Origin of the sequence: Paracoccus sp. 08, assembly GCF_024105395.1 — a bacterium.
Classification (GTDB): domain Bacteria; phylum Pseudomonadota; class Alphaproteobacteria; order Rhodobacterales; family Rhodobacteraceae; genus Paracoccus; species Paracoccus marcusii.
On the sequence record NZ_WEKR01000014.1, the window covers coordinates 1 to 26,234 of the forward strand.

General features: G+C 70.3%; 24 protein-coding genes. 14 read left to right on the forward strand and 10 right to left on the reverse strand.

All coding sequences use genetic code 11. The features are described from left to right. Positions 1-1,499, reverse strand: a 1,499-nt coding sequence (gene hrpB / locus GBO37_RS06500; protein WP_252927954.1) for an ATP-dependent helicase HrpB, incomplete at its 3' end; no start/stop codon positions are given. A 116-nt stretch (positions 1,500-1,615) separates the two neighbouring features. Here hrpB and GBO37_RS06505 point away from each other — a divergent pair. Further along, positions 1,616-2,986, forward strand: coding sequence for a YcjX family protein (locus GBO37_RS06505; RefSeq protein ID WP_046000766.1), 1,371 nt, complete (start codon positions 1,616-1,618; stop codon positions 2,984-2,986). Continuing rightward, positions 2,983-4,047, forward strand: a complete 1,065-nt coding sequence (locus GBO37_RS06510) for a YcjF family protein (RefSeq protein ID WP_127897759.1) — start codon at positions 2,983-2,985, stop codon at positions 4,045-4,047. Before GBO37_RS06505 ends, GBO37_RS06510 begins: the two co-directional genes overlap by 4 nt. Here the strand turns inward: GBO37_RS06510 and GBO37_RS06515 are convergent. Both GBO37_RS06515 and GBO37_RS06520 read right to left on the reverse strand, forming a co-directional pair. Next, positions 4,044-4,493 carry a GNAT family N-acetyltransferase gene (locus tag GBO37_RS06515; protein ID WP_240542486.1) on the reverse strand — a complete coding sequence of 150 codons (450 nt, stop codon included), beginning with the start codon at positions 4,491-4,493 and terminating at the stop codon, positions 4,044-4,046. The genes GBO37_RS06510 and GBO37_RS06515 overlap by 4 nt on opposite strands. Beyond that, a complete protein-coding gene (locus GBO37_RS06520; RefSeq protein ID WP_252927957.1) occupies positions 4,490-5,932 on the reverse strand; it encodes an MORN repeat-containing protein in 1,443 nt (480 codons plus the stop codon). The genes GBO37_RS06515 and GBO37_RS06520 overlap by 4 nt, the downstream gene beginning before the upstream one ends. Before the next feature lie 124 nt (positions 5,933-6,056). Between GBO37_RS06520 and GBO37_RS06525 the strand changes: the two genes are divergently transcribed. Next, complete coding sequence (locus tag GBO37_RS06525) at positions 6,057-7,715, forward strand: NAD+ synthase (RefSeq protein ID WP_252927959.1); 1,659 nt, start codon at positions 6,057-6,059, stop codon at positions 7,713-7,715. Positions 7,716-7,718: 3 nt separating this feature from the next. Here GBO37_RS06525 and GBO37_RS06530 read toward each other — a convergent pair whose 3' ends face one another. Together GBO37_RS06530 and GBO37_RS06535 are read right to left on the reverse strand one after the other, a co-directional pair. Further along, entirely contained in the window at positions 7,719-8,408 is a 690-nt protein-coding gene (locus tag GBO37_RS06530) for a hypothetical protein (RefSeq protein WP_252927961.1), read from the reverse strand. 76 nt (positions 8,409-8,484) lie between these two features. Next, on the reverse strand, positions 8,485-10,140 hold the full coding sequence (locus GBO37_RS06535; RefSeq protein WP_371927507.1) for an MFS transporter: 1,656 nt from the start codon (positions 10,138-10,140) through the stop codon (positions 8,485-8,487). A 354-nt stretch (positions 10,141-10,494) separates the two neighbouring features. On the opposite strand from GBO37_RS06535, the gene GBO37_RS06540 reads away from it, so the two are divergent. The 3 genes from GBO37_RS06540 to GBO37_RS06550 all read left to right on the forward strand — a co-directional run bounded on the left by GBO37_RS06540 (position 10,495) and on the right by GBO37_RS06550 (position 13,378). Continuing rightward, positions 10,495-11,454, forward strand: coding sequence for a L,D-transpeptidase (locus GBO37_RS06540; RefSeq protein ID WP_252927963.1), 960 nt, complete (start codon positions 10,495-10,497; stop codon positions 11,452-11,454). Positions 11,455-11,583: 129 nt separating this feature from the next. Continuing rightward, positions 11,584-12,396: a hypothetical protein gene (locus GBO37_RS06545; RefSeq protein ID WP_252927966.1), complete on the forward strand. Its 813-nt coding sequence runs from the start codon at positions 11,584-11,586 to the stop codon at positions 12,394-12,396. A 46-nt stretch (positions 12,397-12,442) separates the two neighbouring features. Further along, positions 12,443-13,378 carry a lytic transglycosylase domain-containing protein gene (locus GBO37_RS06550; RefSeq protein ID WP_240542485.1) on the forward strand — a complete coding sequence of 312 codons (936 nt, stop codon included), beginning with the start codon at positions 12,443-12,445 and terminating at the stop codon, positions 13,376-13,378. Here the strand turns inward: GBO37_RS06550 and GBO37_RS06555 are convergent, their stop codons facing one another. Further along, positions 13,379-15,577, reverse strand: a complete 2,199-nt coding sequence (locus GBO37_RS06555; RefSeq protein WP_252928065.1) for a primosomal protein N' — start codon at positions 15,575-15,577, stop codon at positions 13,379-13,381. It lies immediately after the preceding gene. A 138-nt stretch (positions 15,578-15,715) separates the two neighbouring features. Between GBO37_RS06555 and fsa the strand changes: the two genes are divergently transcribed. Genes fsa through GBO37_RS06580 form a run of 5 tightly spaced genes read left to right on the forward strand, consistent with a single transcriptional unit; the run spans position 15,716 to position 19,478 of the window. Beyond that, positions 15,716-16,369: a fructose-6-phosphate aldolase gene (fsa, locus tag GBO37_RS06560; protein ID WP_046000760.1), complete on the forward strand. Its 654-nt coding sequence runs from the start codon at positions 15,716-15,718 to the stop codon at positions 16,367-16,369. A 24-nt stretch (positions 16,370-16,393) separates the two neighbouring features. Beyond that, a complete protein-coding gene (locus GBO37_RS06565) occupies positions 16,394-17,074 on the forward strand; it encodes a DUF484 family protein (protein WP_252927968.1) in 681 nt (226 codons plus the stop codon). Further along, a complete protein-coding gene (locus tag GBO37_RS06570; protein ID WP_252927970.1) occupies positions 17,071-17,982 on the forward strand; it encodes a tyrosine recombinase XerC in 912 nt (303 codons plus the stop codon). The genes GBO37_RS06565 and GBO37_RS06570 overlap by 4 nt, the downstream gene beginning before the upstream one ends. A 51-nt stretch (positions 17,983-18,033) precedes the next feature. Then, entirely contained in the window at positions 18,034-18,609 is a 576-nt protein-coding gene (gene msrA, locus GBO37_RS06575) for a peptide-methionine (S)-S-oxide reductase MsrA (protein ID WP_084697183.1), read from the forward strand. Next, the gene (locus GBO37_RS06580) at positions 18,609-19,478 is read left to right on the forward strand and encodes a 50S ribosomal protein L11 methyltransferase (RefSeq protein ID WP_127897751.1); all 870 of its coding nucleotides are present in this window, start codon (positions 18,609-18,611) and stop codon (positions 19,476-19,478) included. The genes msrA and GBO37_RS06580 overlap by 1 nt, the downstream gene beginning before the upstream one ends. Positions 19,479-19,561: 83 nt before the next feature. On the opposite strand, the gene GBO37_RS06585 is transcribed toward GBO37_RS06580, so the two are convergent. Next, a complete protein-coding gene (locus GBO37_RS06585) occupies positions 19,562-19,756 on the reverse strand; it encodes a DUF1127 domain-containing protein (RefSeq protein WP_042250734.1) in 195 nt (64 codons plus the stop codon). Between the two features lie 191 nt (positions 19,757-19,947). Further along, positions 19,948-20,667, reverse strand: coding sequence for a 16S rRNA (uracil(1498)-N(3))-methyltransferase (locus tag GBO37_RS06590; protein WP_252927972.1), 720 nt, complete (start codon positions 20,665-20,667; stop codon positions 19,948-19,950). A gap of 15 nt (positions 20,668-20,682) precedes the next feature. On the opposite strand from GBO37_RS06590, the gene ubiA reads away from it, so the two are divergent. The 3 genes from ubiA to GBO37_RS06605 all read left to right on the forward strand — a co-directional run bounded on the left by ubiA (position 20,683) and on the right by GBO37_RS06605 (position 24,171). After that, the gene (gene ubiA, locus GBO37_RS06595; protein ID WP_252927974.1) at positions 20,683-21,621 is read left to right on the forward strand and encodes a 4-hydroxybenzoate octaprenyltransferase; all 939 of its coding nucleotides are present in this window, start codon (positions 20,683-20,685) and stop codon (positions 21,619-21,621) included. A gap of 61 nt (positions 21,622-21,682) precedes the next feature. Then, complete coding sequence (locus tag GBO37_RS06600) at positions 21,683-23,845, forward strand: OmpA family protein (protein ID WP_252927976.1); 2,163 nt, start codon at positions 21,683-21,685, stop codon at positions 23,843-23,845. After that, on the forward strand, positions 23,842-24,171 hold the full coding sequence (locus GBO37_RS06605) for a hypothetical protein (protein ID WP_252927978.1): 330 nt from the start codon (positions 23,842-23,844) through the stop codon (positions 24,169-24,171). Before GBO37_RS06600 ends, GBO37_RS06605 begins: the two co-directional genes overlap by 4 nt. 18 nt (positions 24,172-24,189) lie before the next feature. Here GBO37_RS06605 and GBO37_RS06610 read toward each other — a convergent pair whose 3' ends face one another. Then, entirely contained in the window at positions 24,190-25,371 is a 1,182-nt protein-coding gene (locus tag GBO37_RS06610) for an amino acid aminotransferase (protein WP_252927980.1), read from the reverse strand. Beyond that, complete coding sequence (gene sseA / locus GBO37_RS06615; protein WP_252927982.1) at positions 25,371-26,222, reverse strand: 3-mercaptopyruvate sulfurtransferase; 852 nt, start codon at positions 26,220-26,222, stop codon at positions 25,371-25,373. Before sseA ends, GBO37_RS06610 begins: the two co-directional genes overlap by 1 nt. Positions 26,223-26,234: the final 12 nt, after the last annotated feature.

A 26,234-nucleotide genomic window follows, 5' to 3' on the forward strand; every position in this document is an offset into this window, starting at 1 on the left:
GGTGCGGGGGGGACATCGTCCCCCCCGCCGTCGCGGGACGCAACCAGCCGCCGCAACCGCTTGGCCTCGGCCCTGATCCTCTCGATGCCCTGCCGGTTCACCTCGAATACCGCACGCGTACCCGGATCGCGGATCGCGCGCAGCCGATGCTCCAGATCGGCCCCCGCCCCGCGCAGCGGATCTCGGTCCGACAGCAGCGCCGCCAGATCGGCGGCAGCGGGGCCCGCCAGCGCCAGCATATGCGCCAGACGCGGATGCAGCGGCAGCCGTGCCAGCMCCCGGCCATGCGCTGTGATCCGCCCCTCCGCATCCAGCGCGCCCAGATCGGCCAGCAGCGCCCGCGCCTCGGTCAGCGCGGCGTCCGGCGGCGGCGTCAGGAACGCCAGATCGGCGGCCCCCGCCCCCCAGACGGCCAGTTCCAGCGCCAGCCCGGTCAGGTCGGCCACGACGATCTCGGGTGGCGCGAAAGCCGGCAGCGCCCCCTCCTCGGCCCGTGCCCACATACGATAGCAGATGCCCGGTGCCACCCGCCCCGCCCGGCCGCGCCGCTGCTCGGCCTCGGCGCGGCTGACCCGCTCGGTCACAAGCCGCGACATGCCGCTGCCCGGATCGAACCGCGCCCGGCGTGCGCGCCCCGCATCCACCACGACCCGCACGCCGGGGATCGTCAGCGAGGTCTCGGCGATGGCCGTCGCCAGAATGATCCGCCGCACGGCTCCCGGCGGGGCCAGCGCCGCGCGCTGCGCCGCGGCCGGCAGCGCGCCATACAGGGGCAGCACCTCGCAGCCCGTCCCCGACAGGGCCGCCGTCACGCGGCGGATCTCTCCCTCTCCGGGGAGAAAGGCCAGGATCGTGCCGCCCGTCTCGCGCGTCTCGTCATGGGCCCTTGCGATCAGACGCGCGGCATCATCCGCCAACCGCCCGCCCGCGGGCAGGGGCCGGTCCAGCCAGCGCGTCTCGACCGGAAAGGCCCGCCCCTCGGACGTCACCACGGGTGCGTCGTCCAGCATTGCCGCCACCGGCCCCGCGTCCAAGGTGGCGGACATCACCAGCACCACCAGATCCTCGCGCAGGGCGCCCCGCGCCTCCCAGACCAGGGCCAGCCCCAGATCGGCGTTCAGGCTGCGCTCGTGGAACTCGTCGAAGATCACGCAGCCCACGCCCTCCAGCGCGGGATCGGTCTGGATCATCCGCGTCAGGATGCCCTCGGTCACCACTTCGATGCGGCTGCCCCGAACCGATTCCCCGCGCATCCGGTATCCGACCCGCCCGCCCACGGCCTCGCCCAGGGACTGCGCCAGGCGCTCGGCCGCGGCGCGCGCGGCCAGGCGGCGCGGCTCCAGCATCAGGATGCGGCCCGCGACCTGATCCATCAGCGCCAGCGGCACCCGCGTCGTCTTGCCCGCGCCGGGCGGGGCCACCAGCACCGCGCGGCCGTGGCTGCGKATCGCCGCGCACAGCGCAGGCAGGGCGTCGTCGATGGGCAGGGCATCCGTCATGCCCGCCTTCTAGCGCCGCCGGGGCACCGGGCACAATCGCGCCGCTACACATCGCGCCTCCGCGGACCTATCTTGCACCCGCGGCGTTGGGTGTCGCGAAACGAACAGGGGCAGACATGGGTATCCGCAGCGACGTGATGGAGGGGCTGGGCCTGTCCGATCCGGTGATCCGCATCGGCGTGACGGGCCTGTCGCGGGCCGGCAAGACGGTGTTCATCACCTCGCTGGTGGCGAACCTTCTGGAACGCGGGCGCATGTCGTCGCTGCGCGCCGCCGCGGACGGGCGGCTCAAGGCGGTGTGGTTGCAGCCCCAGCCCGACGACACCATCCCCCGCTTCGACTTCGAACGCCACCTGGCCGCGCTGACGGGCCCCGATCCGCACTGGCCCGACGGCACGCGTCACGTCAGCCAGCTGCGCCTGTCGCTGCGCCTGCAGGGCGGCGGCATGTTCGGGGGGCTGCGCGGCGCGCGCAACCTGCATGTGGACATCGTCGATTATCCCGGCGAATGGCTGCTGGACCTGCGCCTGATGGAACGCGACTTTGCGCAATGGTCGACCGAGGTGCTGGACCGCATCGCGGGCCGCCCCGGCGCCGACCGGTTCCTGACCGCGCTGCAGGCGCTGCCCCGCGATGACGGCTTCACCGAACCGCAGGCCCAGCAGCTGGCCGACATCTATACCGCGCATCTGAACGCGGCGCGCGACGCGGGTTGGTCGGACTGCACGCCCGGCCGGTTCCTGATCCCCGGAGAGCTGGCGGGATCGCCCGCCCTGACCTTTGCGCCCCTGCCGCCCGACCTGCAGGCCACGCGGCTTGGCCGCGAATTCCGCCGCCGGTTCGATGCCTACAAGTCGCGGGTGATCCGGCCCTTCTTTCGCGACCACTTTGCCCGCATCGACCGCCAGGTGGTGCTGGTCGACATCCTGGGCGCGATCCATCAGGGCCCCCAGGCGGTCGAGGACATGCGCCGCGCCATGGCCGACATCCTGTCGGCCTTCCGCCCCGGCCGCGCAGGCTGGCTGGGCCAGCTTCTGGGCACGCGGCGGGTCGAACGCATCCTGTTCGCCGCGACCAAGGCCGACCACCTGCATCACACCCAGCACAACCGCCTGACCGCGATCCTGTCCGCCATGCTGCGCGAGGCCCGCGACCGCGCCGATTTCCAGGGCGCCCGGACCGAGGCGATGGCCATCGCCGCCCTGCGCGCCACGACCGAGGACATGATCGCCCAGCCCGACGGCGACCTGCCCGCCGTGCGCGGACGCCTGCTGGACGGGCGGCAGGCCGCGTTCTTTCCGGGCGAACTGCCCACCGACCCCGCGGTGCTGCTGCATCCCGCGCGGCAGGGCGCGCAGGCGTGGCTGGATGCCGATTACGCGATCATGAACTTTGCCCCCGCCCCCCTGACCACGCGTCCGGGCGACGGCCCGCCCCACATCCGGCTGGACCGCGCCGCCGAATTCCTGATCGGAGACCGCCTGTGACCGACGCCCCCAAACGCCCGCGCGGTCCGGTCCTGATGCCCCTGGACGACGATACCGGCACCCGGCCGCGGCCGCCCCGCACGGAAACCCGCGCGGACGACGCCCCAAGCCCCGCCGATGCCCCTGTCATCGACATCAGCGACGCCCCGCTGCCCCAGCCGCGCACCATGCAGATGGTGGCCCGGCTGGTCGGGCGCCCACCATCGCGTCTGACGCGGTTGTTCATCAATGCCGGGGCGGCGCTGTTCACCTTCCTTCTGGGCGTGATGGCGCTGGATTTCATTGACGGGCTGATGACCCGCTATCCGCTGCTGGGCTGGATCGCCGTCACGCTGTTCGCGGTCTTCACCATCGCGGCCCTGGGGATGGCGCTGCGGGAATGGCGGGCATGGCGGCGGATGGCCAGGATCGACGCGCTGCAGCGGCAGGCCGGCGCCGCCTTGGCCGCCGAGAGCCTGGATCAGGCCAAGGCGGTTGCCGACGGCCTGGTCGCCCTCTATGCCAAGCGCCCCGAGATGGAGTGGCAGCGTCAGCGCCTGGCCGACCGCCGGGCCGAAACCTTTGACGCCCAGGCCCTGCTGACCCTGGCCGAGACAGAGCTGCTGGCCGGGCTGGACCAGCAGGCGCGCCGCGAGATCGAGGCCGCCGCCCGGACGGTCGCCGCGACGACCGCGCTGGTCCCGCTGGCCCTGGCCGACGTGGCGGCCGCCCTGGCCGCGAACCTGCGCATGATCCGCCGCATGGCCGAGATCTATGGCGGGCGCGCCGGKGCCGTCGGCGGCTGGCGCCTGGCGCGGACGGTGATGACGCATCTGATCGCCACGGGCGCGGTGGCGGCCGGGGACGACCTGATCCACACGATGGCGGGGGGCGGCATCCTGGCCAAGCTGTCGCGCCGTTTCGGCGAAGGTTTGGTGAACGGCGCACTGACCGCCCGCGTGGGCATCGCCGCGATGGAGGTCTGCCGCCCGCTGCCGTTCCTGTCGCAGCCCCGGCCCAAGGTCGGAAACCTGGTCAGCCGCGCGCTGACCGGCCTGTTTTCGAACGACGACGCCCGCTAGTCCAGCGCCAGCTTGTATCCGACATGCGACGGGACGAACCCCAGCCCGTCATAGAACCGGTGCGCATCCGTGCGCGACCGGTCCGTCGTCAGCTGCACCAGCGCGCAACCCCGCGCCCGGCATTCCGCGATGGCCCAGTCCATCATCGCCCGGCCCAGGCCCGCGCCGCGATGGCTGCGGGCGACGCGCACCGCCTCGATCTGGCCACGCAGCGCGCCGCCGCGGGCCAGCCCCGGGATGAAGGTCAGTTGCAGGGTGCCGACCACCCGGTCCCCGTCCTGCGCCACGGCCAGCATCTGCGCCGGATCGGCGTCGATGAGATCGAAGGCCGCACGATACCGCGCGGCATCCGCCAGGTCCTCTCGCCCGGCGCCCAACTGATCGTCGGCCAGCAGGGCAAGGATCGCGGGCAGGTCGGCCGCGGTGGCGCGGCGGAACGCGGTCACGGGGCCTCGGCCGGCAGGTCGGGCGCGTCTTCGGTGGGGGCCATTTCGGTCGATCCCTGGTCGGCCTCGATCAGGCGGTTGTCCTGCCATTCGCCCGACGCGATCTGGCCGGTGGCATAGCGCATGACGCCCTGCCCCTGGCGCTTGCCCGCGGCAAAGGTGCCCTCGTACCGGTCGCCGTTGCCATAGGTCGCGACGCCGGTGCCGTCGATCTCTCCCGCCTTCCAGCCGCCTTCGTAGATGAACCCGTCGGGCGTGGTCAGGCGGCCCTGGCCCTCGCGCAGCCCGTCCACGAAGCTGCCGGTATAGACCGTGCCGTCGGGATAGGTGGCCTGCCCCTCGCCGTGTCGCTGGCCGTCCTTCCAGGCGCCGGAATAGACATAGCCGTCAGGATAGGACATGCGCCCCTGCCCGTCGTTGCGCGCGTTGCGAAAGCCCCCCTCATAGACCATGCCGTTGGCATAGCTGGCCTTGCCCTCGCCCTCGATCACGCCCTCGGACCACTGGCCCTCATAGGTCGAGCCGTCGGCATAGGTGATCTTGCCGGTGCCGTCGGGCCGGTCGGCGCGCATCTGGCCCAGATAGACCGACCCGTCGGGATAGGTGATCTGGCCGCGGCCCTCCATGCGGCCTTCGGACCATTCGCCGACATAGACGTAGCCGTCCGCACCGGTGAACGTGCCCTGGCCGTGGCGGCGGTCATCGGCGAAATCGCCGTCATAGACGTCGCCGTTGGCATAGGTCGCGACACCCTTGCCCTGCCGACGCCCGCCCTGCATCTGGCCCTCGTACCGGTCGCCCGTCGGCTGGACCAGAACCCCCGACCCGGACATCTGACCCGCTGCCCAGACCCCTTCGTAGGTCAGCCCGTCCGACATCACCAGCTTGCCCTGGCCCGCGCGCTGGCCGGCCAGCATCGCGCCCTCGTAGGTGGCGCCGTCGGGATAGGTGATCTTGCCCTGCCCCTCCTTGACGCCGGCGTTCCAGTCGCCCTCGTAGCGATAGCCGTTGGCCTGGGTCAGCACGCCCTGCCCCTGATGCAGGCCGCTGACGAACTGGCCCTCGTAGACGGACCCGTTGGCATAGCGGGCGACGCCCTGCCCGGTGATCTCTCCCTCGGCCCAGGCGCCTTCGTAGGTGCCGCCGTCGGCATAGGTGATCTTGCCCTGGCCATGCGGCTTGCCGCCCGCGAACTGGCCCTCATAGACGGACCCGTTGGGAAACGCGGCGCGGCCCTGGCCCATGATCTGGCCCTCGACCCAGTCCCCCTCGTAGCGATAGCCGTTGGGCAGGACATAGCTGCCCTGGCCGTGCTGCAGCCCGTTGCGGAAAGTGCCTTCGTAGACGCCGCCATCGTCGTACTGCTTGGTGATGACCTGGGCGGCCGCAGGGCCTGCCCAGATCGCCAATGCCAAGGCCGTTCCGATTGCCGCTTTCATCGCCTGTCGCCCCTTACGGTGTTTTGCCGCAGGTTTACCCCGGAAGGCACCCATGCGCAAAGGCCGACTTTTCCTTGGCCGGGCGATCCTCTATCCAAGGGGCCACACAACCGGGGTGCCCGTGATGACCGACCGTTTCCGCCTGACCATCGGGCAGCTGAACGCCACCGTGGGCGACCTGGACGGCAATGCCGCCCGCGCGCGCGATGCCTGGGAACAGGCGCGCGATGCAGGCGCCGACATGCTGGCCCTGCCAGAGATGTTCATCACCGGATACCAGACCCAGGACCTGGTGCTGAAGCCCGCCTTCACCGCCCAGGCCGAGGATGCGATCATGGCGCTTGGCACGTCGCTGACGGGCGGCCCCGCCATCGGCATCGGCGGGCCGTGGCGCGACGGCGGCCGTCTTTACAACGCGTGGTGGGTGTTCCGGGACGGGGCGCTGGTGGCGCGCGTGCTGAAGCATCACCTGCCCTACAAGCAGTTGTTCGACGAATTGCGCCTGTTCGACAGCGGCCCGATCAGCGGCCCCTATCCGGTGGGCGCGGCCCGCATCGGCAGCCCGATCTGCGAGGACAGCTGGTACCCGGACGTGGCCGAGACGCTGGCCGAGACCGGGGCCGAGATCCTGGTCGTGCCGAACGGCAGCCCCTATCACCGCGACAAGCTGGACCTGCGCATGGGCCACATGGTCGGCCGCGTGGTCGAAACGGGCCTGCCCCTGGTCTATGTGAACATGGTCGGCGGCCAGGACGACCAGCTTTATGACGGGGCAAGCTTCGTGCTGAACCCCGGCGGCCACAAGGTCTTGCAGCTGCCCGCCTTCCAGGAGGCGGTGGTGCATGTCGACTTTACCCACGGCCCCGATGGCTGGCAGGCCGAACCGGGCCTGATGGCGCCCCAGCCCGACGCGTGGGAGCAGGATTACCACGCGATGATGCTGGGCCTGCGCGACTATCTGCGCAAGTCGGGATTCCGCCGCGTGCTGCTGGGCATGTCGGGGGGCATCGACAGCGCGCTGGTCGCCACCATCGCCTGCGACGCGATCGGGCCGGAAAACGTGCGCTGCGTGATGCTGCCGTCGGAATACACCTCCCAAGCCAGCCTGGAGGATGCGGCCGATTGCGCGACGCGGCTTGGCGCGCGGCTGGACACCGTGCGCATCGACGGGGCGCGCGACGCGGTGGGGGATGCGCTGGCGCATCTGATGGAGGGCACGAGCCCAGACATCACCGAGGAGAACATCCAGTCCCGCCTACGCGGCGTGATGCTGATGGCGCTGTCCAACAAGTTCAACGAAATGCTGCTGACCACAGGCAACAAGTCCGAGGTCGCGGTGGGCTATGCCACCATCTATGGCGACATGGCGGGCGGCTATAACCCGATCAAGGACCTCTACAAGACGCGGGTGTTCGAAACCTGCCGCTGGCGGAATGCCAACCATCGCGACTGGATGATGGGCGCGCCCGGAGAGGTGATCCCCCAGCGGATCATCACCAAGCCGCCCTCGGCCGAACTGCGCCCCGATCAGCGCGACGACGACAGCCTGCCGCCCTATGAGGTACTGGACGCGATCCTGGACGGGCTGGTGGAACAGGACCTGTCGCTGGCCGATCTGGTGGCGCGGGGGTTCGATGCGGACACGGTGCGGCAGGTGGAAAAGCTGCTCTATGTCAGCGAATGGAAGCGATATCAGGCCGCACCGGGGCCGCGCATCTCGACCCGCGCCTTCTGGCTGGACCGCCGCTATCCGCTGGTGAACCGCTGGCGCGACCGGCTGTAGGTTTCAGAACTCCAGCCAGGTGCCCAGCCGGACGGCCTGTTCGGACGGGCCGGACAGGGGATTGACCATGCCCAGTTCCACCTTGACCGGGCCGGGCACGTCGAAGACCAGCGACGACATCAGACGGGCGGAATATTCCTCGTCCTGGGGGTGCTCCAGCCACAGGCTGTTGATGACCATCAGCCCGTCGCGCGGACGCAGGCCCAGGGTCACGTCGGTCTTGATCACCCGTTCGGCGGTCAGGAAGCTGGCGGCAAAGGACGGGCGCATGGGCGCGCGCGGGTCCGGCGCGCTGCCGGTCATCTTGGCCAGCACCTGCGCGGTGATCCAGCCCCGGTCGAAACCGCGGCCCCAGGACAGCGCGCCCTGGACCACCGGCAGGGCAAGGTCGTCCCGCCGGATCACCCCCGCGCCCGATTGCATCGCAAAGCGGTTTGGCCCCTGACCGTCGTCCAGCGCGCGTTGCAGCCACAGGATGGCGCTGGTCTCCGCCTGGTCGGCGCGGCCCAGTTCCATCCCCAGCGTGGTGCGCGGCGTCAGCCCGTATTCGGCATAGGCCGAGGCATAGCTGCTGTCCGCGCGATTGCGTTCCCCCGACAGCGACAGGAAGGTCCGCCCGGCCTCGCGCGGCCAAGGCCCGGCCTGCACCGCGGCGGGCAGCATCAGCGCCAGGAACAGGACAAGTCTGATCATCGGCCGGCCCTTTCGTGCCACGGGTCGCCCCAGATCTGGCACAACCCGCGCGTGCGGGCGAGGGGGAAACGATCCGTCAGGGGATCTCGATCTTGCCCACCAGGGGTACGTCGTCCTGGGGACCGACAGTGTGACGCTCGATCATGCGGTGGACCAGCGGGTCGGTGTCGCCCTTGTGCAGCGCGCGCAGGGCCACCGCGACCTCGGCATCCGACTTGGTGCGGCGCAGGTTGTGGCGGACATATTCGTCCCAGGTCGCGATGTGATAGCTTTCGCTCCACTGGTCGGGATGTTCCAGATCGCGCAGCAGCGACCAGTTGCGCGCCCCGTCCCGCCTGCGGATGTTGCGCCGCCGCTGCATCAGGCGCAGGAATTCGGGCACGTCGGGCTGATCGATGCGGTAATCGACCATCACCATGATCGGCCCCGACCGCCCCCGCAGGTCCAGCATCAGCGCGGGCTCGCGGAAGCGGTTCACCGGGTCCAGATCGACCGCCCCGAATTCGGGCGCCCGCAGCCAGAACCCGATAACGGCCCCCAGCAGCAGCACGCCCCCGGCGGCCGTCAGCGCCGCATCCAGGCCCTGCGTGCCCGCCACCATGCCCCAGATCCAGGCGCCCGCCGCCATGCCGCCGAAGGTCGCCATCTGGTACAGCGCCAACGCGCGGGCCACGACCCAGCGCGGCGTGGACAGCTGCACCGTCACGTTGAACAGCGACAGCGCCAGCACCCAGGACGCCCCCGCAGGCAGCATCGCCGCCGCGTGCAGCCAGACCGACTGCGTCTGGCCCAGGACCAAGGCCGAGAGCGCAAAGCCCGCAAAGGCCATGCGCACGACGTTCTCGTTGTTCAGCCGGGCGCGGATGCGGGGGTTCAGCAGCGCCCCGCCGATCGCGCCGACGCCATAGCATCCCAGCAGGCCGCCAAACAGCAGCGACCCCCCCTCAGGGTGGCTCTTGGCGACCAGCGGCAGCAGCGCCAGCACGGCGATGGCGGCAAAGCCGAAGAGCGCGCCGCGCGACATCACCCGCAGCAGGTTCGGCGACAGCGCGACATAGCGCAGGCCAGCCCCCATCGCGGCCATGAACGGCTCTGGCGTGGTGACGCGCGGCGCCAGCTTGGGCTTCCATTGCGACATCGCCCCCAGCAGCGGCAGATAGCTGATGGCGTTGACCGCAAAGGCAGCCGACGCGCCCAGTGTGGCCACGATCAGGCCGCCCGCCGCGGGCCCCACGCTGCGCATCAGGTTGAAGCCCACCGAGTTCAGGCTGACCGCCGCGGGCAGGTCCTTCCGGTCGACCAGATCGCCCATGCTGGCCTGCCAGGGCGGGTTATAAACCGCCTGCCCCGCCCCAAGCAGGAAGGTGAAGCCCAGCAGCAGCCACGGCGTCAGCCCCCCCGTCCAGGCCACCGCGGCCAAGGCCAGCGACACTACCGCCATGAAGATGAGCGCGCCCATCAGCAGCGTCTTGCGGTCAAAGATGTCGGCCAGCGCCCCCGCCCCGATCGCCAGCAGCATGATCGGCAGCGTGTTCGAGGCCTGCACCAGCGCGATCAGCGTGGCGCTGTCGGTCAGCTGGGTCATCAGCCAGGCCGCGCCCACGGCCTGCACCAGGCCGCCGAAATTCGACACCAGCGTCGCGCTCCACAGCAGGCGAAAGTCGCGATAGCCCAGCGGCGCCAGCGCGCCGGTCCGGGCGGGGACGGTGGTGGGGTCTGTCGAAGGGGTCACGGATCGGCCTTTCCTGCGGCGGGCATCGCGGTCAGCCTAGGCGGGCACCCGCGAACCCGCAACGTCGAGGCCCGCCCGATCGCCGCAAAGTTTTCGCCTGCACATGAAACCCGAAGACACGCCAAGTTGTTCATTAGGCGCATAAAGGTGATCCACCTGACGCCGTAGCGCCACAGAGATCGGGCGCAGACGCGGCACGGACCCCGTGGAGGGTGGCTCGGGGTTGACGCGGATCGGCGGGCGGCCTCATGGAAGAACATGCGAATCGCGCCCGCCCTGCGGCGCAACAGAACAGATGCTGCCTCGGAACCGCCTCTGCCGGCGCGACCGACGATGAACAAGGAACAAGCAACGATGCGCCTCGCTTCCCTTTTCGCGGCGCTGGCCCTGGGGCTGGCGGCCTGCGGTCCCTCGCAAGAGACCACGACCCCCACCGCCCAGCAGCCGGTCGAGATCCCCGAGATCTACAAGGCCCGCACCGACCGCGGCCCGGATGGAGAGCCGATTCCCATCGCGGCCGTCCGCGCTGCCTATCTGAACGACCGCAACACCCGCCAGCTGGTGCCCTATAACGGCACCGAGGCCCCCGGCACCATTGTCGTCGACCCCTATGCGCGCGTCCTCTATCACGTGCAGCCCGGCGGCCAGGCGATGCGGTACGGCGTGGCGGKGGGGCGCGCGGGCCTGACCTTCGAAGGTCGCGCCACGATCGCGCGCAAGGCGGCCTGGCCCAGCTGGCGCCCGACCGACAACATGCTGCGGACCGAACCCCAGCTTTACGGCCAGTTCGCGGGCGGCCTGCCCGGCGGCATGCAGAACCCCCTGGGGTCGCGCGCGCTGTATCTGTACCAGGGCAGCGTCGACACCTATTACCGCATCCACGGCACGCTGGACCCCTCGTCCATCGGCAAGGCCACGTCGGCGGGCTGCATCCGGATGTTCAACCAGGACGTCATCGACCTGTTCGAACAGATTCCCACAGGAACCGAGGTGATCGTCCGTTCGCAGGCCGAAAGCGTCGCGATGGAAGGCCCGATGCAGGAAACGCCCGAAGGCTATGTCGTGCCCGCCGCCGCGGTGCAGCCGACGGCCGACCCGGCCGCGACCGCGCAAGTCGCAGCCGCGCCGACGCAGACCGCGGTGGTCGCATCCGCGCCGGTCGAATCTGCCGTGCCGACGGGGTTCACCGATCCCTATGCCGCAATGACGGCGGTTCCGGCCGCGACCTCGGTCCAGCCGTCGCTGGTCAGCGATCCGTTCGCCACGGATGCGGGCTTCGTCTCGCCAGTCGAAAGCGCCGTGCCCTCGCGGTAACGGGGCGGCCACGCCTGCGAAAAGATCAGGGGGCTCCGGTTGCGACCGGGGCCCTTTCCAATTGCAAATGCGCCGATTCCTGCGCACAGTCCTGCCGAACACATCATCCGTCCGCCAAGGGTCCCGCGAATGCCGAATTATGCCAAGCGCGAACAGGAACTGCTCAACCCCGATCAACTGACGCTGGCCGAACAGAGCCGCCATCCCGCGCTTGGGGCGCTGGACGATGCGGCGTTGCTGACGCTGATCGATGCGCTGCGCGCCGCGCGGGCCGAGGCGACGACCGCCGAGGGCGACCCGGCCCCGGCCGAGATGCTGCGCGCGGCCCTGCGCCGGGCCGACATGGAACGCCGCAAGCGCCGCCTTGCCGCGCCCGGCACCCCCTCCGCCGTGCCGGCGGCGGCCAAGGCGGCGGCCAAACCTGCCGGTGCCAAGCCCGCGACCGCCAAGCGCAAGCAGGCGACCGTGCCGCGCACCCCCGCCGACCGCAAGTCCGCCGAGACGCGCAAGACGGACCTGCGGACGGAACCGCACCGCATTCCCAAGCGCGGCGCAAAGGCCGCGCCCGCCCCGGCCGACGCTGTGGCAGAGGCCGCGACTGCAAGCGACGACAAGGCGCAGAAATCCGCCAAGCAGGCGGCCCGCAAGGCCCAGAAGGATGCCGCCAAGGCCGCCGAGAAGGAGGCCGCCAAGACCGCGCGCAAGGCGGAGCGCCAGGCCGCCAAGCAGGCCCAGAAGGCCGAGGCCAAAGCCGCCAAGGCCGCCGAGAAGGAGGCCGCCAAGACCGCGCGCCGCGCCGCCCGCAAGGCCGAACGTCAGGCCGAGACCCCCGAGGCCAAGGCCGCGCGCAAAAGCGCCAAGCCCGCCAAGGACAAGCCCGCAAAGGCCAAGTCGGCCGAGGCCAAGCCTGCCAAGAAATCCAAGTCGAAGAAGTCCAAGTGATCGTCCGCCCGCGCACCGGGCGCGGGCGGATGAACGGCCCGTCGCGATGATGACCCTTTCCAGACATCTTGGTGCCGCCGTCGTGGCGCTGTTCTGCGTGGCCGCGCCCCTGTCCGCGCGCCCCGCCATCGACGCCGCCCACGGCCTGCCCCCGCCCCGCACATCCGAAGACCTGCGCTGCAGCGATGACGGGCGCGACTGCATCGCGCGCGACAGCTATGCCGCGGATGTCTGCAAGCTGATCGAGCGCAATGCTGCCGATCACGGGCTGGACCCGGCCTTCCTGGCGCGCCTGCTGTGGAAGGAGAGCCGGTTCGAACCCTCTGCCGTCAGCCCGGCGGGTGCGCTTGGCATCGCGCAGTTCATGCCGGGCACGGCCGATCTGTATTGGCTGGACGATCCGTTCAACCCGGCCCAGGCCATTTCCAAGGCCGCGTGGTATCTGGGCCAGCTGCGCGACCGGTTCGGCAATATCGGTCTGGCCGCCGTCGCCTATAACGGTGGAGAGAACCGCGCTGCGCGGTTCATCGCGCAGGCCACGACCCTGCCCTATGAGACGGTCGACTATGTCGAATCGATCACCGGGTTCAGCGCGCATCGCTGGCGCGACAACCCCCCGCCCCAGCAGGAGGTCAAGCTGGCCCTGGCCGACGACCAGGCCTTTCGCCCGGCCTGCGAACGGATGGCCGGCGACCGGTCGCTGCGCGAGTTCAACACCCAGCCCCCGGCGATGCCTTGGGGCGTGGTCGTGGCCAGCCATCCCAGCCAGGCGGGCGCGGCCCAGCAGGTCGCGCGGCTGAACCGCACCCTGCGGCCGATCCTGACCGACGGGGCGCGGGTGGGCTATGTCCGCAAGCGGCTGAACAGCATGCCGCGCGCCGTCTTCACCGCGCAGGTCGGCTATTCGTCGCGCGACGAGGCCACGCGGTTCTGCAACCGGTTCAAGTCGCTTGGCGGGCGCTGCATCGTCCTGAAGAACTGATCACAGAAAGCTTTGCGGGTCGATGTCCACGGACAGGCGCATGTTCGTGGGCAGCTTGACCCCCGCCAGCCAATCGGCGATCGCCGCCTGCAGCGGCGCCTGACGCGGCGCGCGGATCAGCATGCGCATGCGGTGGCGTCCCCGCACCCGCGCGATGGGCGCAGGCGCCGGGCCCCACAGTTCGGCCCCGACCTCGACCAGGGGGGTGGCCAGACCGGCCAGATGGCGCGCGAAATCGGCAACCGTGCCCAGGTCCGGATGGGACAGGATGATCCCCGCCAGCCTGCCGAAGGGCGGCATGCCCGCCGCCTGGCGGCCCGCGGCCTCGGCATCCCAGAACGTCTCGTCCTGGCCCGACAGGATGGCGCGGATCACCGCGTGGTCGGGCTGGTGGGTCTGCAGCAGCGCCACACCCGGTGCGGCCCCCGACTGCCGCCCGGCCCGGCCCGCCACCTGGCGCATCAGCTGAAAGCTGCGCTCGGCCGCGCGCAGGTCGGCGCCCTGAAGGCCCAGATCGGCGTCGACCACGCCGACCAGCGTCAGGCGGGGAAAGTTGTGCCCCTTGGCCACGATCTGGGTGCCGATGATGATGTCCGTGTCGCCCTCCGAGATCTGGGCGATGGTCTCCTTGAGCGCGCGGGCGGAGTGGAACAGGTCCGAGGACAGCACGGTGGCCTTGGCCTCGGGGAACCGCACTGCCACCTCCTCGGCGATGCGCTCGACGCCGGGACCGATGGGGGCGAGCTTGCCCTCGACCCCGCAGCTGGGGCAGGCGGTGGGGATGGGCCGCGTCTCCCCGCATTGGTGGCAGACCAGGCGGTTCTGGAAGCGGTGTTCCACCATCCGCGCATCGCATTGATGACAGCCGATCTGCTCGCCGCAGGCGCGGCAGACGGTGACCGGCGCAAACCCGCGCCGGTTCAGGAAGATCAGCGACTGTTCCCCCTTGGCCAGCCGGTCGGTCACCGCCTGCGCCAGCGTCGGAGAGATCCAGCGCCCCTGCTCCATCGCCTCGGCGCGCAGGTCGATGGCGGCCATCCGCGGCAGCTCGGCCTCGCCATAGCGGGACCGCAGGTCGAGGCGCGCGTATTTCCCGGTCGCGGCGTTCACCCAGCTTTCCAGGGAGGGCGTGGCCGAGGCCAGCACCACCTGCGCCCGGTTGATCGAGGCGCGCAGCACCGCCATGTCGCGGGCGCTGTAATAGACGACATCCTCCTGCTTGTAGCTGCCGTCATGCTCCTCATCGACGACGATCAGGCCCAGATCGGCAAAGGGCAGGAACAGCGCCGACCGCGCGCCGACGACCAGCCCGACCTGCCCGCGCCCGGCCATGTGCCACAGCCGGCGGCGTTCGGTGCGGGTGATGCCGCTGTGCCATTCGCCGGGCCGCGCGCCGAAGCGCGCCTCGACCCGGTCCAGGAACTCGGCGGACAGCGCGATCTCGGGCAGAAGGACCAGCGCCTGCCGCCCCTGTGCCAGGCATTCCGCCACGGCCTCCAGATAGACCTCGGTCTTGCCCGAGCCGGTGACCCCGCGCAGCAGCGTGGTGCCGTAACCGCCCGCCCGGATCGCGGCGCGCAGCGTGTCGGAGGCCGCCTGCTGATCGGGGGCCAGGGGCTTGCCCGGCCGCGTGGGGTCCAGCAGGGGATAGGGGGTGTCGCGGGGCGCCTCGATCTCGGCCAGGGCGCCGCTGGCGACCAAGCCCTTGACCACCGACGTGCCCACCCCCGCCAGCTGCGCCAGTTCCGAGGCCGCGAAGCTGGCCCCGCCGTGATCGGCCATGACCTGCAGGACGCGCGCGCGCGCCTCGGTCGCGCGGCCGGGCTGGCCGGTGCCCGGCACGATGATCCGCCGCGCGGCGGGCGGCTGGTCGATGTCGGGCGCGCGGGTGGCCATGCGCAGCATCAGCGGCAGCGGCGTCAGCGTGTATTCCGCCGCCCGCGTCAGGAAATCCAGGAACCGCGCATCGAAGGGCTGTGCGTCCAGCATGCGGGCCACGGCGCGCAGCTTGGCCAGGTCGAAATCGCCCTTGCCCGGCCCCCAGACCAGCCCAAGCACCCGGCGCGGCCCCAGGGGCACCAGCACCAGCTGTCCCTGGCGCACGCCCTCGTCGGGTGCCAGATAGTCCAGCACGCCGACCGTCTCGGCGGTCAGCACCGCGATGCGGGCGCGGGGGGGAAAGAATTCGGGCGGGGTCATGATGGCGCGATAAAGACGGGGCCGCGCGCCGGTTGCAAGCCCCCGCATGGGTTGTGCCCCTTCCCGCCCGCCCCCATCTGCAGTATCACCCAGACAAACGCACCCTGAGGAGACAAACGCACCCTGAGGAGACGCGCCATGAAATTCTTTGTCGACACCGCCGATATCGCCGCGATCAAGGAGCTGAACGACCTGGGCATGGTCGATGGCGTCACCACCAACCCGTCGCTGATCCTGAAGTCGGGCCGCGCCATCGCCGAGGTCACGGCCGAGATCTGCGCCATGGTCGAGGGTCCCGTCAGCGCCGAGGTCGTGGCCGAGAAGGCCGACGACATGATCGCCGAAGGCCGCCACCTGGCCAAGATCGCGCCGAACGTCTGCATCAAGGTGCCGCTGACCTGGGACGGCCTCAAGGCCTGCCGCGTGCTGTCGGACGAGGGCCACAAGCTGAACGTCACACTGTGCTTCAGCCCGGCCCAGGCGATCCTGGCCGCCAAGGCGGGCGCGACCTTCATCAGCCCGTTCATCGGGCGCCTGGACGACATCCACCTGGACGGCATGGACCTGATCGCCGACATCCGCGAGATCTATGACAACTACGGCTACGAGACCGAGATCCTGGCGGCATCGATCCGCACGGTGAACCACATCGTGGACGCGGCCAAGATCGGCGCCGACGTGATCACCGCGCCGCCCTCGGTCATCAAGTCGATGGCGAACCACATCCTGACCGACAAGGGTCTGGCACAGTTCAACGCGGACTGGGCCCAGACCGGCCAGAAGATCCTCTGATCCGCGCCCCCCGGAGAGACCCGCATGACCGACGCGCTGGACCCTGAAACCCGCGACCGGCTGCTGGCCGATCCGGGCGCGATCCTGGCCGACCGGGACCTGATGCGGGCCCTGGTCGCCGCACGCGAGGCCGAGGTCGGCGACAACGTCATCGACATCCGCGGTCGCGCGATGCAGGCGCTGGAGACCCGGCTGGATCGTCTGGAATCCACGCATGAAAGCGTGATCGCCGCCGCCTATGACAACCAGTCCGGCATGGCGGTGATCCACCGTGCCGTCCTGGGCCTCCTGGAGACGGCCGACCTGGCCGACTTCATCGCCGCCCTGCAGACCAACATCGCCCCCTTGCTGCGCATCGAGACGCTGCGCCTGGTGGTCGAGGACGATCCTGCCCTGGACCTGCCGCGCGATGCGGTGGCGGTCCCCCACGGCACCATCGACCGCATCCTGACCGCCGGGCGGCGGGCGCCGCGCGGCGACGACATCGTGCTGCGCGCGGCCCTGGTGGTGACCCGCCCCCTGCATGGCCGCACCATCGCGTCCGAGGCGTTGCTGCCGCTGGACCTGGGTCCGGCGCGGCCGCGCACGGTGCTGCTGATGGGCAGCAGCGATCCGACGCGGTTCATGCCCGCGCATGGCACCGACCTGCTTCGGTTCTTCGGCCAGGTGTTCCGCATGGCCCTGCTGGCCCGGTTGCCCGGATGATGGCCCCGGCCACGGCCGACGCCCTGCACCGCTGGCTGGAAACCGAAGCCGCGGCCCGCGACCGGTCCGACCATACGGTGACCGCATACCGCGCCGATCTGGTCGCGTTCCTGCAGTTCATCGCGGCCCATTGGGGCGAACCCGTCCCCCCCGCGGCCCTGGCCCGCCTGCGCCAGGCCGACATGCGCGCATTCGCGGCGTCCGAACGCGGCCGGGGTCTGGGCGCGCGGTCGCTGGCGCGGCGCATGTCCGGGGTGCGGTCGTTCCTGCGCTGGATCTCGGACCGCGAGGGGCTGGACCTGTCCGCCGCCCTGTCGACCCGCAGCCCGAAATACAGCCGCAGCCTGCCGCGCCCGTTGACCCCCCTGCAGGCCCAGGACACGCTGGACCGCGTGGCCGATCACGCAACCCCCTGGGTGGGCGCGCGCGACCTGGCGGTGCTGACCCTGCTGTGGGGGTCGGGGCTGCGCATCTCCGAGGCGCTGGCGCTGGAGGGTACGGACTGGCCCTTTCCGGAAGGGCTGATCATCCGCGGCAAGGGCGGGCGCGAACGGCAGGTGCCGGTCCTGCCGGTGGCCCGCGACGCGATCGCGGCCTATCTGCGCCTGTGCCCCTGGGGGCACCGCACCGACGCGCCGCTGTTTCGCGGCATCCGCGGCGGCCGCCTGACCGCCAGCGCGGTCGAGGGCGCGATGCGCCAGGCCCGCGCGGCCATCGGCCTGCCGGCCAGCGCGACGCCCCATGCCCTGCGCCACAGCTTTGCCACGCATCTTCTGTCCGCGGGCGGCGATCTGCGCACGATCCAGGAACTTTTGGGCCATGCCAGCCTGTCGACCACCCAGGTCTATACCGGGGTGGACGACGCGCGGCTGATGGCCGTCTATCGCGCCGCGCACCCGCGCGGTTGAACCCCGGCGCGCCTGCAGGCGTTTGCCCCATCATCCATCAACGAGGCCCCGATGACCGATCACGCCATCTTTCACCGCCCCCTGGGGGCCACCCCGCCCGCCGGCTATGACCAGGCGATCTTCGGCATGGGCTGCTATTGGGGGGTGGAGCGGTTGTTCTGGAAACAGAACGGCGTCTGGCTGACCGAGGTCGGCTTTGCCGGTGGCGACGTCCAGAACCCCACCTATGACCAGGTCAAGCGCGGCGACACCGGCCATGCCGAGGTCGTGCGCGTGATCTATGACAGCTCGCTGATCAGTTATGATCACCTGCTGCAGCTGTTCTGGGAAAACCACGACCCCACGCAGGGCGACCGCCAGGGCAACGACGTGGGCAACCAGTATCGCAGCCTGATCATGACCTTCACCGACCTGCAGGAATCGGCAGCCGAGGCGTCCAAGATCGACTACGACAACCGTCTGGCCGTGCAAGGCATGGACAAGATCACCACGCAGATCGTCCCCGCCGGCCCCTTCTGGCCCGCGCACGAAGCGCATCAGCAATATCTGGAAAAGAACCCCGACGGTTATTGCGGCCTGAAGGGCACCGGCGTACAGGCCAGCATTCCCAACCCGGATCCGATCTGATGGCCACCTATACCGCGCTGACCCACCTGCCCGGCCGCGAAGCCGCCGAAGACCTAGCGCTTGCCTGCGAGGACCTGACCCCCGAGCCCGTCGGCACTGGCGTCTTCGAGATCGAGGACGGCAGCGAACGGTGGGAGGTGGGCGCCTACTTCACCGAAGCCCCCGACGAGATCGCGCTGGCGATCCTGGCCGCCGCCTATGGCGCGCAGCCCTTTGCGGTGTCCGAACTGCCCGATGTCGATTGGGTCGCCCATGTCAAACGCGAACTGACCCCCGTCCGCGCGGGCCGGTTCTTCGTGCATGGCAGCCACGATGTCGACCAGATCCCCGAAGGTGTCGAGGCGCTGTGGATCGAGGCCGCGATGGCCTTCGGCACCGGGCACCACAACACCACCAAGGGCTGCCTCGAAGCGCTGGACCGCCTGGCCACCGACGGGTTCAAGGCGACGCGCATCGCCGATATCGGCTGCGGCACGGCGGTCTTGGCGATGGCCGCGGCACGGCTGTGGCACGTCACGGTCCTGGCCAGCGACATCGACCCGGTTGCCGTCGACACCGCCGCCGCCAACGTGATCGCCAACGGCCTAGACGGTCGTGTGGAATGCGTCGAGGCGGCGGGGTTCGACCACCCGATGCTGGAACGTGCGGCGCCCTATGACCTGGTGCTGGCCAACATCCTCAAGCAGCCGCTCATCGATCTGGCGCCCGACATGGCGCGCCATGTCGCCAAGGACGGCCGCATCGTGATGTCGGGCATTTTGACCACCCAGGCGGATGAGGTCACCGCCGCGTATCAGGTCGTGGGCTTTGCCCCCGACCGGCGCGACGACATGGGCGACTGGACCACGCTGGTGATGATCCGGGGCTGACCCCACGCCACCATCCGGACATGAAAAAACCCCCGCGAGCATTCCGCTTTCGGGGGTTCGTTCGTCAATTGTGGCAGCAAGCCTTAGAAGCCGCGCGCAACCCGCTCGATGTCGCCGCGGCACAGACCGATATCGTCCAGCTCGCGGTCCGACAGGCGGCCCAGTTCGCGACGCGTCATGCGGGTTTCCCGCCAGGACGCGATCAGCGACGTGATTTGCGCCACGACGTTGCCCACGCCTCCGACAGCCACGCTGCGGTTCGTTTCGATCGTCGACATCAGTTCACCTGTTTTCACTTTGCCCGGTCAGCGGGCACATTTCGGATAGACAGGAGATAGTTTCGGCAGCCCACGAACGGTAGCCGCAAAACCGGCAACCCCGCTATGCGCTTTTCGCAACAGGTGGGCGTGTTTCTGTCGCAAAAAGGTCACGAAGGGACGCAAATCGAACCCTTTCGTCTGCCTGTTGGTTAACGCCAGTCGCCCAGGGCCGATTGCCACAGCGCCAGCGCGGCCACCGCCGCCGTGTCGGCGCGCAGGATTCGCGGCCCCAGGCTGACCGGCGTGACGAAGGGCAGGCGCGCCAGCCGCGCGCGTTCGGTGGCGGAAAACCCGCCCTCGGGGCCGATCAGGATGGCCCAAGGGCCCTGCGGCAGCCCGGCCAGCGTCGCGGCCGGCCCGGCGCGGGATTCGTCCGCCCACAGGATGCGCCGCGCCGGGTCCCACCCGTCCAGCACGCGCGACAGCGGGGCCAGGTCGGCCACCGGGGGCACGAAGGTGCCGCCGCATTGTTCCGCGGCCTCGATCGCGTGCGCCTGCAGGCGGTCTTGGCGGATGCGGTCGGAATTGGTGTGGTCGGTCTGCACGGGCATGATGCGCGCCGCGCCCATTTCGGCCGCCTTCTCGACGATGAAGTCGGTGCGGGCCTTCTTGATGGGCGCGAAGATCAGCCACAGGTCCGGCGGGTCCTGCTGGATCGAGGTCTGCGCGACCAACGACAGGCTGCCGCCGCGCTTGCCGGCATCCAGCAGGGTCGCCTGCCATTCGCCGTCGCGCCCGTTGAAGACCGACACCGCGTCGCCCTGCCGCAGGCGCATGACGCCCGACAGGTAATGCGCCTGCGCGCCGTCCACGGGAACGGGTTGTCCTGCAACCAACGGGTGATCTATGAACAGTCTGATCTTAGCCATGATGGGCGCGACGCTATGCAAAGCCGGACAGAAAGGCCAGACGCCGTCTTTGACGCGCCCCCGGACAACTGGGTGGACCGCTTTGCGCCGGTGCGCACGCGGCCCTGGCTGCGGCTCAGCCGGGCGGACCGGCCCATCGGGACATGGCTGCTGCTGCTGCCCTGCTGGTGGGGGATCGGGCTTGCGATGATGGCGGACGGGCCGCGGCTTTTCGATCTGTGGATCGCGCTGGCCTGCGCCATCGGCGCCTTCGTCATGCGCGGCGCGGGCTGCACCTGGAACGACATCACCGACCGCGACATCGATGCGCAGGTGGCGCGGACCCGGTCGCGGCCCCTGCCCTCGGGGCAGGTCAGCCTGCGCGGCGCCTATCTGTGGCTGGGGGCGCAGGGGTTGGTCGGATTGGTGATCCTGCTGACGCTGGGCCGGGCGGCGGTGTGGATGGGGGTCGCGTCGCTGGCGCTGGTAGCGATCTATCCCTTTGCCAAGCGTTTCACCTGGTGGCCGCAGCTGTTCCTGGGCTTTGCCTTCAACTGGGGCGTCATGCTGGCCTATGCCGCGCATATGGGCCGGGTCGATCCGGCGCCGGTGGTGGCCTGGCTGGGCGCGATCGCCTGGACGATCTTCTATGACACCATCTATGCCCATCAGGATGCCGATGACGACGCGCTGATCGGGGTAAAATCCACCGCCCGGCTGTTCGGCGACCGCAGCCCCGCGATTCTGGCGGGTTTCGCGCTGGTGACGGTGGTGGTTCTGGCCGTGGCCGTCGCGCTGACGGGTCGCAATCTATTGATGGGCTGGGCCGGAGTGCTGGCCTTGGGGCTGCACCTGACGTGGCAGCTGCGGAATTTCCAGCCGGATCAGGGAGCTGTCTGCCTGCGCCTGTTCCGGTCGAACCGCGATGCTGGGCTGATTCTTGCGCTGTTTCTTGCCATCGCGGGGCTGGCATGATTGCGCCACCGCCCCCCCGTCGCTAGACGTTGCACGCTTGCAACAGCACAAGGTTTTTCCGATGGCCCGACGCCGCCGCCTTTCGACATCCCTGGCCACCATCATCGTGTTGGCCGGCGCGGGCGGATTGTCCTGGATGGGGGCCGAGGCCGCAGCGACCTTCGTCGAGGATCGCGCCGCGCGCGATGTGACGCAGGCCCTGCAGGCCGCGGGCCATGACTGGGCGCAGGTGGCGACCGACGGGCTGCGCGTCCGCCTGACCGGCACCGCCCCGTCAGAGGTCGAGCGGTTCCGTGCGGTGACCCAGGCCGGCACCGCCGTCGACGCCACGCGCATCCTGGACGAGATGACCGTCGCCTCGGTCGAGGCGATGACGCCCCCCGATTTCAAGGTCGAGCTGCTGAAGGGCGAACAGGGCCTGTCGCTGATCGGGCTGGTTCCCGCCGCCACCGACCGCGACGCGATCCTGCGCGGACTGCGCCCGGCGGGCCAGCAGGTGACCGACCTGCTGGAGGCCGCAGACCACCCCGTCCCCGACGGCTGGACCGAGGCGCTGCGCTTCGGGCTGCAGGCCGCCCAGATGACCTCGCAGGCGAAGATCTCGATCGCGCCGGGACAGGTGCAGGTGGCGGCGTTGGCCGCCGACCGCGAGGATCAGGGCCGGCTGGAACAGGCGCTGCGCCGGGCCGCACCGCCGCAGGTCGCGCTGGACCTGCAGATCACCGCGCCGCGTCCGGTGATCGCGCCCTTCACGCTGCGGTTCGTGATGGATGATGACGGCGGCCGCTTCGACGCCTGCGCGGCCAGCGACGATGCGGGCCGCGACCGGATCGTGCAGGCGGCCCGCGATGCCGGCATGCAGCGGGTGCCGACCTGCACCCTGGGCCTGGGTGCCCCGTCCGACGACTGGGCCGAGGCCGCCGCCGCCGCCATCGCCGCCGTGGGGCAGCTGGGCCAGGGCCAGGTGACGCTGTCGGATGCGGACGTGGCGCTGGTGGTGCCTGCATCGGTGACGCGCCAGCGGTTCGACCAGGTCGCCGGCCGCCTGGAACAGGCGTTGCCCCCGACCTATCGGCTGCAGGCCCAGCACGAACAGGCGGCCGCCCAGGCCGCGCCCATCGAATTCCAGGCCACGTTGCCGCCCTCGGGCAGCCTGTCGATGCGCGGACGCATCGCGGATGCGCAGATGCAGCAGGCCGTGGACAGCTTTGCCCGGTCACGCTTTGACGTGGCGCAAAGCGGCCTGCGGACCGATCCGTCGGTTCCCGGCGGCTGGACCGTCCGCGTGATCGCGGGACTGGAGGCAATGGGCGCGCTGCACGCGGGCCAGGTTCGCGTGACCCCCGACATGATCGAGCTGACGGGCGTATCGGGCGATCCACGCGCCAGCGACCGGGCCGCGGCGCTGCTGTCGGAACGGCTTGGCCCGGGCGCGCGCTATCGCCTGGCGATCAGCTATGACCGCCGCATGGACGAGGCCCTGGGCCTGCCCGACGGAGAGGAATGCGTCGCGCGCCTGAACATCATCATGTCCGAGAGCGAGATCGGCTTTGAACCCAGCCGCTCGTCGATCGCCGGCGATCCGGGGCCGACGATGGAGCGGTTCGTCCGCGCCATGGCCGATTGCAGCGATTTTCAGATCGAGGCCGGCGGCCATACCGACTCTCAGGGTTCGGAGGCGTTCAACGCCGAACTGTCGCGGTCGCGTGCGCAGGCGATCGTCTCGGCGATGGCCGATGCCGGGATCAGCGTGGCGAACATGTCGGCCCGCGGCTATGGCGAAAGCCGCCCCGTCGCCACCAACCAGACCGAGGAAGGCCGCGAGATCAACCGCCGGATCGAGTTCCGCCTGCTGTCGCCGCACCCCCTGGATGCCGACACCATCCCCGCCCCGGTCACCATCGCCGGCGTCACCGGCGCCGAGGTCGACCCCGACCCCGCCGAGGATCTGACCCAAGGCCCGCGCCTGCCGCCGATGCAGGGGCCGCAGCTGCCCGACCGGGCGGCGCAGATGCAGGGCCCGCAGCTGCCCCACAGCCGTGCCGCGTCCGGGATGGTGCCGATGACCGTGGGCGTCGCGGAACAGTTCCAGACGCTGGACGAACGCGAGGAAAACCTTAGGGTGCCCGTGCTGACGCCCGATGACGACACCCCCCGCCCCGGCCCGCGTCCCGACAGCGTCGCAGAGCAGGCAGGCGCGCAAGACGAAGCGACAGACGAATGAACAGATCCGAATTCATAGCCGTGACCGCCCTGATTCTGTTCGGGGCCTTCGTGCTGGGCTGGATCGCCAGCTGGCTGGTCCATCGCGTCGCCCGCCCTGCCCGTGCCGACATGTCCGAGCTGGACCGCATGGCCCAGCAGCTGCACGAGGTCGAGGAGGAGCGCGACGAGGCCGTGGCCGCCCTGGCCGAACGCGAGGCGGCGCTGACCATCCGCCTGGCGGGCACGCAGGCCGAATTGCGCGATGCGATGGACGGCCTGCGCGACAGCCGCAACGAGGTCGAGGACCTGCGCGACTACATCGAGCAGGCACTGGCGCGTCGCTGACGCGCCAGTCCGCCCGGATCAGATGCCGGCGTCGATGATGGCGCGGGCCAGGACCGGCACCGTGTCGCGGTTCAGACCCGCGATGTTCAGGCGCGAATCGCCCACCATGTAGATGGCCGCATCGGTCTTCAGGCGCTGCACCTGTTCGGGCGTCGCGCCAAGGCGCGAGAACATGCCGCGATGGTGGCGGATGAAGTCGAACCGGTCGCTGCCCGACAGATCGCGCAGTTCGGCCGCCAGCTGGTCGCGCAGGCCCAGCATGGTGTTGCGGACCTCCTCCAGTTCCGCCGCCCAATCGGCGCGCAGCGCGTCGTCCATCAGGATGGTGCTGACGATGCGCGCGCCATGATCCGGCGGGAACGAGAAGTTCTGGCGGTTCAGGAAGGCCATTGACCCCTGCGCCAGGTCGCGGCCCTTGGTGGTGTCGGCCAGCGCGATCAGGATGCCGGTGCGTTCCCGGTAGATGCCGAAGTTCTTGGAACACGACGCCGCGATCAGCACCTCGGGCAGGCTGCGGGCGACAAGGCGCGTGGCCTCGGCATCCGCGTCCAGCCCGTCACCAAAGCCCTGATAGGCCAGGTCGATCAGCGGGATCGCACCCGATTTCTGCAGGATCGCCACGACCTCGGACCATTGCTCCAGGGTCAGGTTCGCGCCGGTCGGGTTGTGGCAGCAGCCGTGCAGCAGGACGACGTCGCCCTTGCCCGCCTGCGCGATGTCGGCCTTCATGCCCTCGAAATCGACGCCGCGGGTTTCCGCGTCGAAGTACCGGTATTCGGTATAGGGCAGGCCCATGAACGCCATGATCGACAGGTGGTTCGGCCAGGTCGGGTTCGACACGAAGACCCGCACGCTCGGATTGGCCAGCCGCGCCAGTTCCAGCGCCTGACGGATGGCCCCCGTGCCGCCCACGGAGGCGACCGAGGCCAGACGGTCGGCGGGCAGATCGCCCAGCACCATCGTGGCCAGCGCGTTGCGATAGTCGGCCTCGCCCGCCAGCCCGGTATAGGCCTTGGTGGTCTGCGTCTCCCAGATGCGCTGTTCGGCGGCCTTGACGGCGCGCATGACCGGGGTGACGCCCCGCGGGTCCTTGTAGACGCCCACGCCCAAGTCGATCTTGCCCTGTCGGGTGTCGGCCTTGAACTCCTCGATCAGCATCAGGATCTTGTCGGGGCTTTGGGCTTTCAGGTCGGTCAGCATCAGGCGTCTCCGGTTGCGATGTTCAGGTCGGCGAAGCTGCCCCATTCGGTCCAGCTGCCGTCGTAAAGCGAATGGTCGCGATGGCCCGCCCGCTCCAGCGCGAAGGACAGCACCGCCGCCGTCACGCCGCTGCCGCAAGTGGTGATGACCGGCTTGGACAGGTCGATGCCCGCCTCGGCAAAGGCCGCGCGGATCGCGTCGGGCACGATCATCGTGCCGTCGGCGTTGAACAGGCGACCGAAGGGCAGGTTGCGCGAGCCCGGGATATGGCCCGCGCGCAGGCCCGCGCGGGGTTCGGGCTGATCGCCGCGAAAGCGTTCGGGGCTGCGCGCATCGACGATCTGCGGATCGCCCAGCTTGCTGGCCGCGGCCACCTGGGTCACGTCGCGCACCAGGCCCGCCTGGCGCTGGACCGTGATGTGGCGGTCGCGCATGACGGGGGGCATGTCCTCCAGCGGGCGGCCCTCGGCGCGCCATTGCGGCAGGCCGCCGTCCAGCACGGCCACATCGGTCTTGCCCATCAGGCGGAACGTCCACCAGACGCGAAAGGCGCTGCGCACGTCGGAATTGTCATAGATGACCACCTGATGCCCGTCGCCCACGCCCATCGCGCGCAGGCGGCTGATGAACATCTCGGGCGGGGGGGCCATGTGCGGCAGGGCAGAGCGCTTGTCGCTGATCGCGTCGATGTCGAAGAAGCGCGCGGCAGGGATGTGGCCCGCGTCGTATTCGGCCCGTGCGTCGCGGCCCGTGGCGGGCATGTGCCAGCTGGCGTCGATGATGCGCAGGTCGGGATCGGACAGATGCGCCGCCAGCCAGTCGGTCGAGACCAGTGTCTTCGGATCGTCCATCGCCGTCCCCCT

What these genes read in the sequence shown, in the direction of transcription:
- GBO37_RS06550 (WP_240542485.1), top strand. Translation starts at nt 12,443, where the DNA reads ATGATGACCCTTTCCAGACATCTTGGTGCCGCCGTCGTGGCGCTGTTC.
- GBO37_RS06605 (WP_252927978.1), top strand. Translation starts at nt 23,842, where the DNA reads ATGAACAGATCCGAATTCATAGCCGTGACCGCCCTGATTCTGTTCGGG.
- fsa (WP_046000760.1), top strand. Translation starts at nt 15,716, where the DNA reads ATGAAATTCTTTGTCGACACCGCCGATATCGCCGCGATCAAGGAGCTG.
- sseA (WP_252927982.1), bottom strand. Translation starts at nt 26,222, where the DNA reads ATGGACGATCCGAAGACACTGGTCTCGACCGACTGGCTGGCGGCGCAT.
- GBO37_RS06580 (WP_127897751.1), top strand. Translation starts at nt 18,609, where the DNA reads ATGGCCACCTATACCGCGCTGACCCACCTGCCCGGCCGCGAAGCCGCC.
- GBO37_RS06530 (WP_252927961.1), bottom strand. Translation starts at nt 8,408, where the DNA reads ATGATCAGACTTGTCCTGTTCCTGGCGCTGATGCTGCCCGCCGCGGTG.
- GBO37_RS06590 (WP_252927972.1), bottom strand. Translation starts at nt 20,667, where the DNA reads ATGGCTAAGATCAGACTGTTCATAGATCACCCGTTGGTTGCAGGACAA.
- GBO37_RS06525 (WP_252927959.1), top strand. Translation starts at nt 6,057, where the DNA reads ATGACCGACCGTTTCCGCCTGACCATCGGGCAGCTGAACGCCACCGTG.
- GBO37_RS06600 (WP_252927976.1), top strand. Translation starts at nt 21,683, where the DNA reads ATGGCCCGACGCCGCCGCCTTTCGACATCCCTGGCCACCATCATCGTG.
- msrA (WP_084697183.1), top strand. Translation starts at nt 18,034, where the DNA reads ATGACCGATCACGCCATCTTTCACCGCCCCCTGGGGGCCACCCCGCCC.
- GBO37_RS06545 (WP_252927966.1), top strand. Translation starts at nt 11,584, where the DNA reads ATGCCGAATTATGCCAAGCGCGAACAGGAACTGCTCAACCCCGATCAA.
- GBO37_RS06585 (WP_042250734.1), bottom strand. Translation starts at nt 19,756, where the DNA reads ATGTCGACGATCGAAACGAACCGCAGCGTGGCTGTCGGAGGCGTGGGC.
- GBO37_RS06520 (WP_252927957.1), bottom strand. Translation starts at nt 5,932, where the DNA reads ATGAAAGCGGCAATCGGAACGGCCTTGGCATTGGCGATCTGGGCAGGC.
- GBO37_RS06555 (WP_252928065.1), bottom strand. Translation starts at nt 15,577, where the DNA reads ATGACCCCGCCCGAATTCTTTCCCCCCCGCGCCCGCATCGCGGTGCTG.
- GBO37_RS06570 (WP_252927970.1), top strand. Translation starts at nt 17,071, where the DNA reads ATGATGGCCCCGGCCACGGCCGACGCCCTGCACCGCTGGCTGGAAACC.
- GBO37_RS06505 (WP_046000766.1), top strand. Translation starts at nt 1,616, where the DNA reads ATGGGTATCCGCAGCGACGTGATGGAGGGGCTGGGCCTGTCCGATCCG.
- ubiA (WP_252927974.1), top strand. Translation starts at nt 20,683, where the DNA reads ATGCAAAGCCGGACAGAAAGGCCAGACGCCGTCTTTGACGCGCCCCCG.
- GBO37_RS06610 (WP_252927980.1), bottom strand. Translation starts at nt 25,371, where the DNA reads ATGCTGACCGACCTGAAAGCCCAAAGCCCCGACAAGATCCTGATGCTG.
- GBO37_RS06565 (WP_252927968.1), top strand. Translation starts at nt 16,394, where the DNA reads ATGACCGACGCGCTGGACCCTGAAACCCGCGACCGGCTGCTGGCCGAT.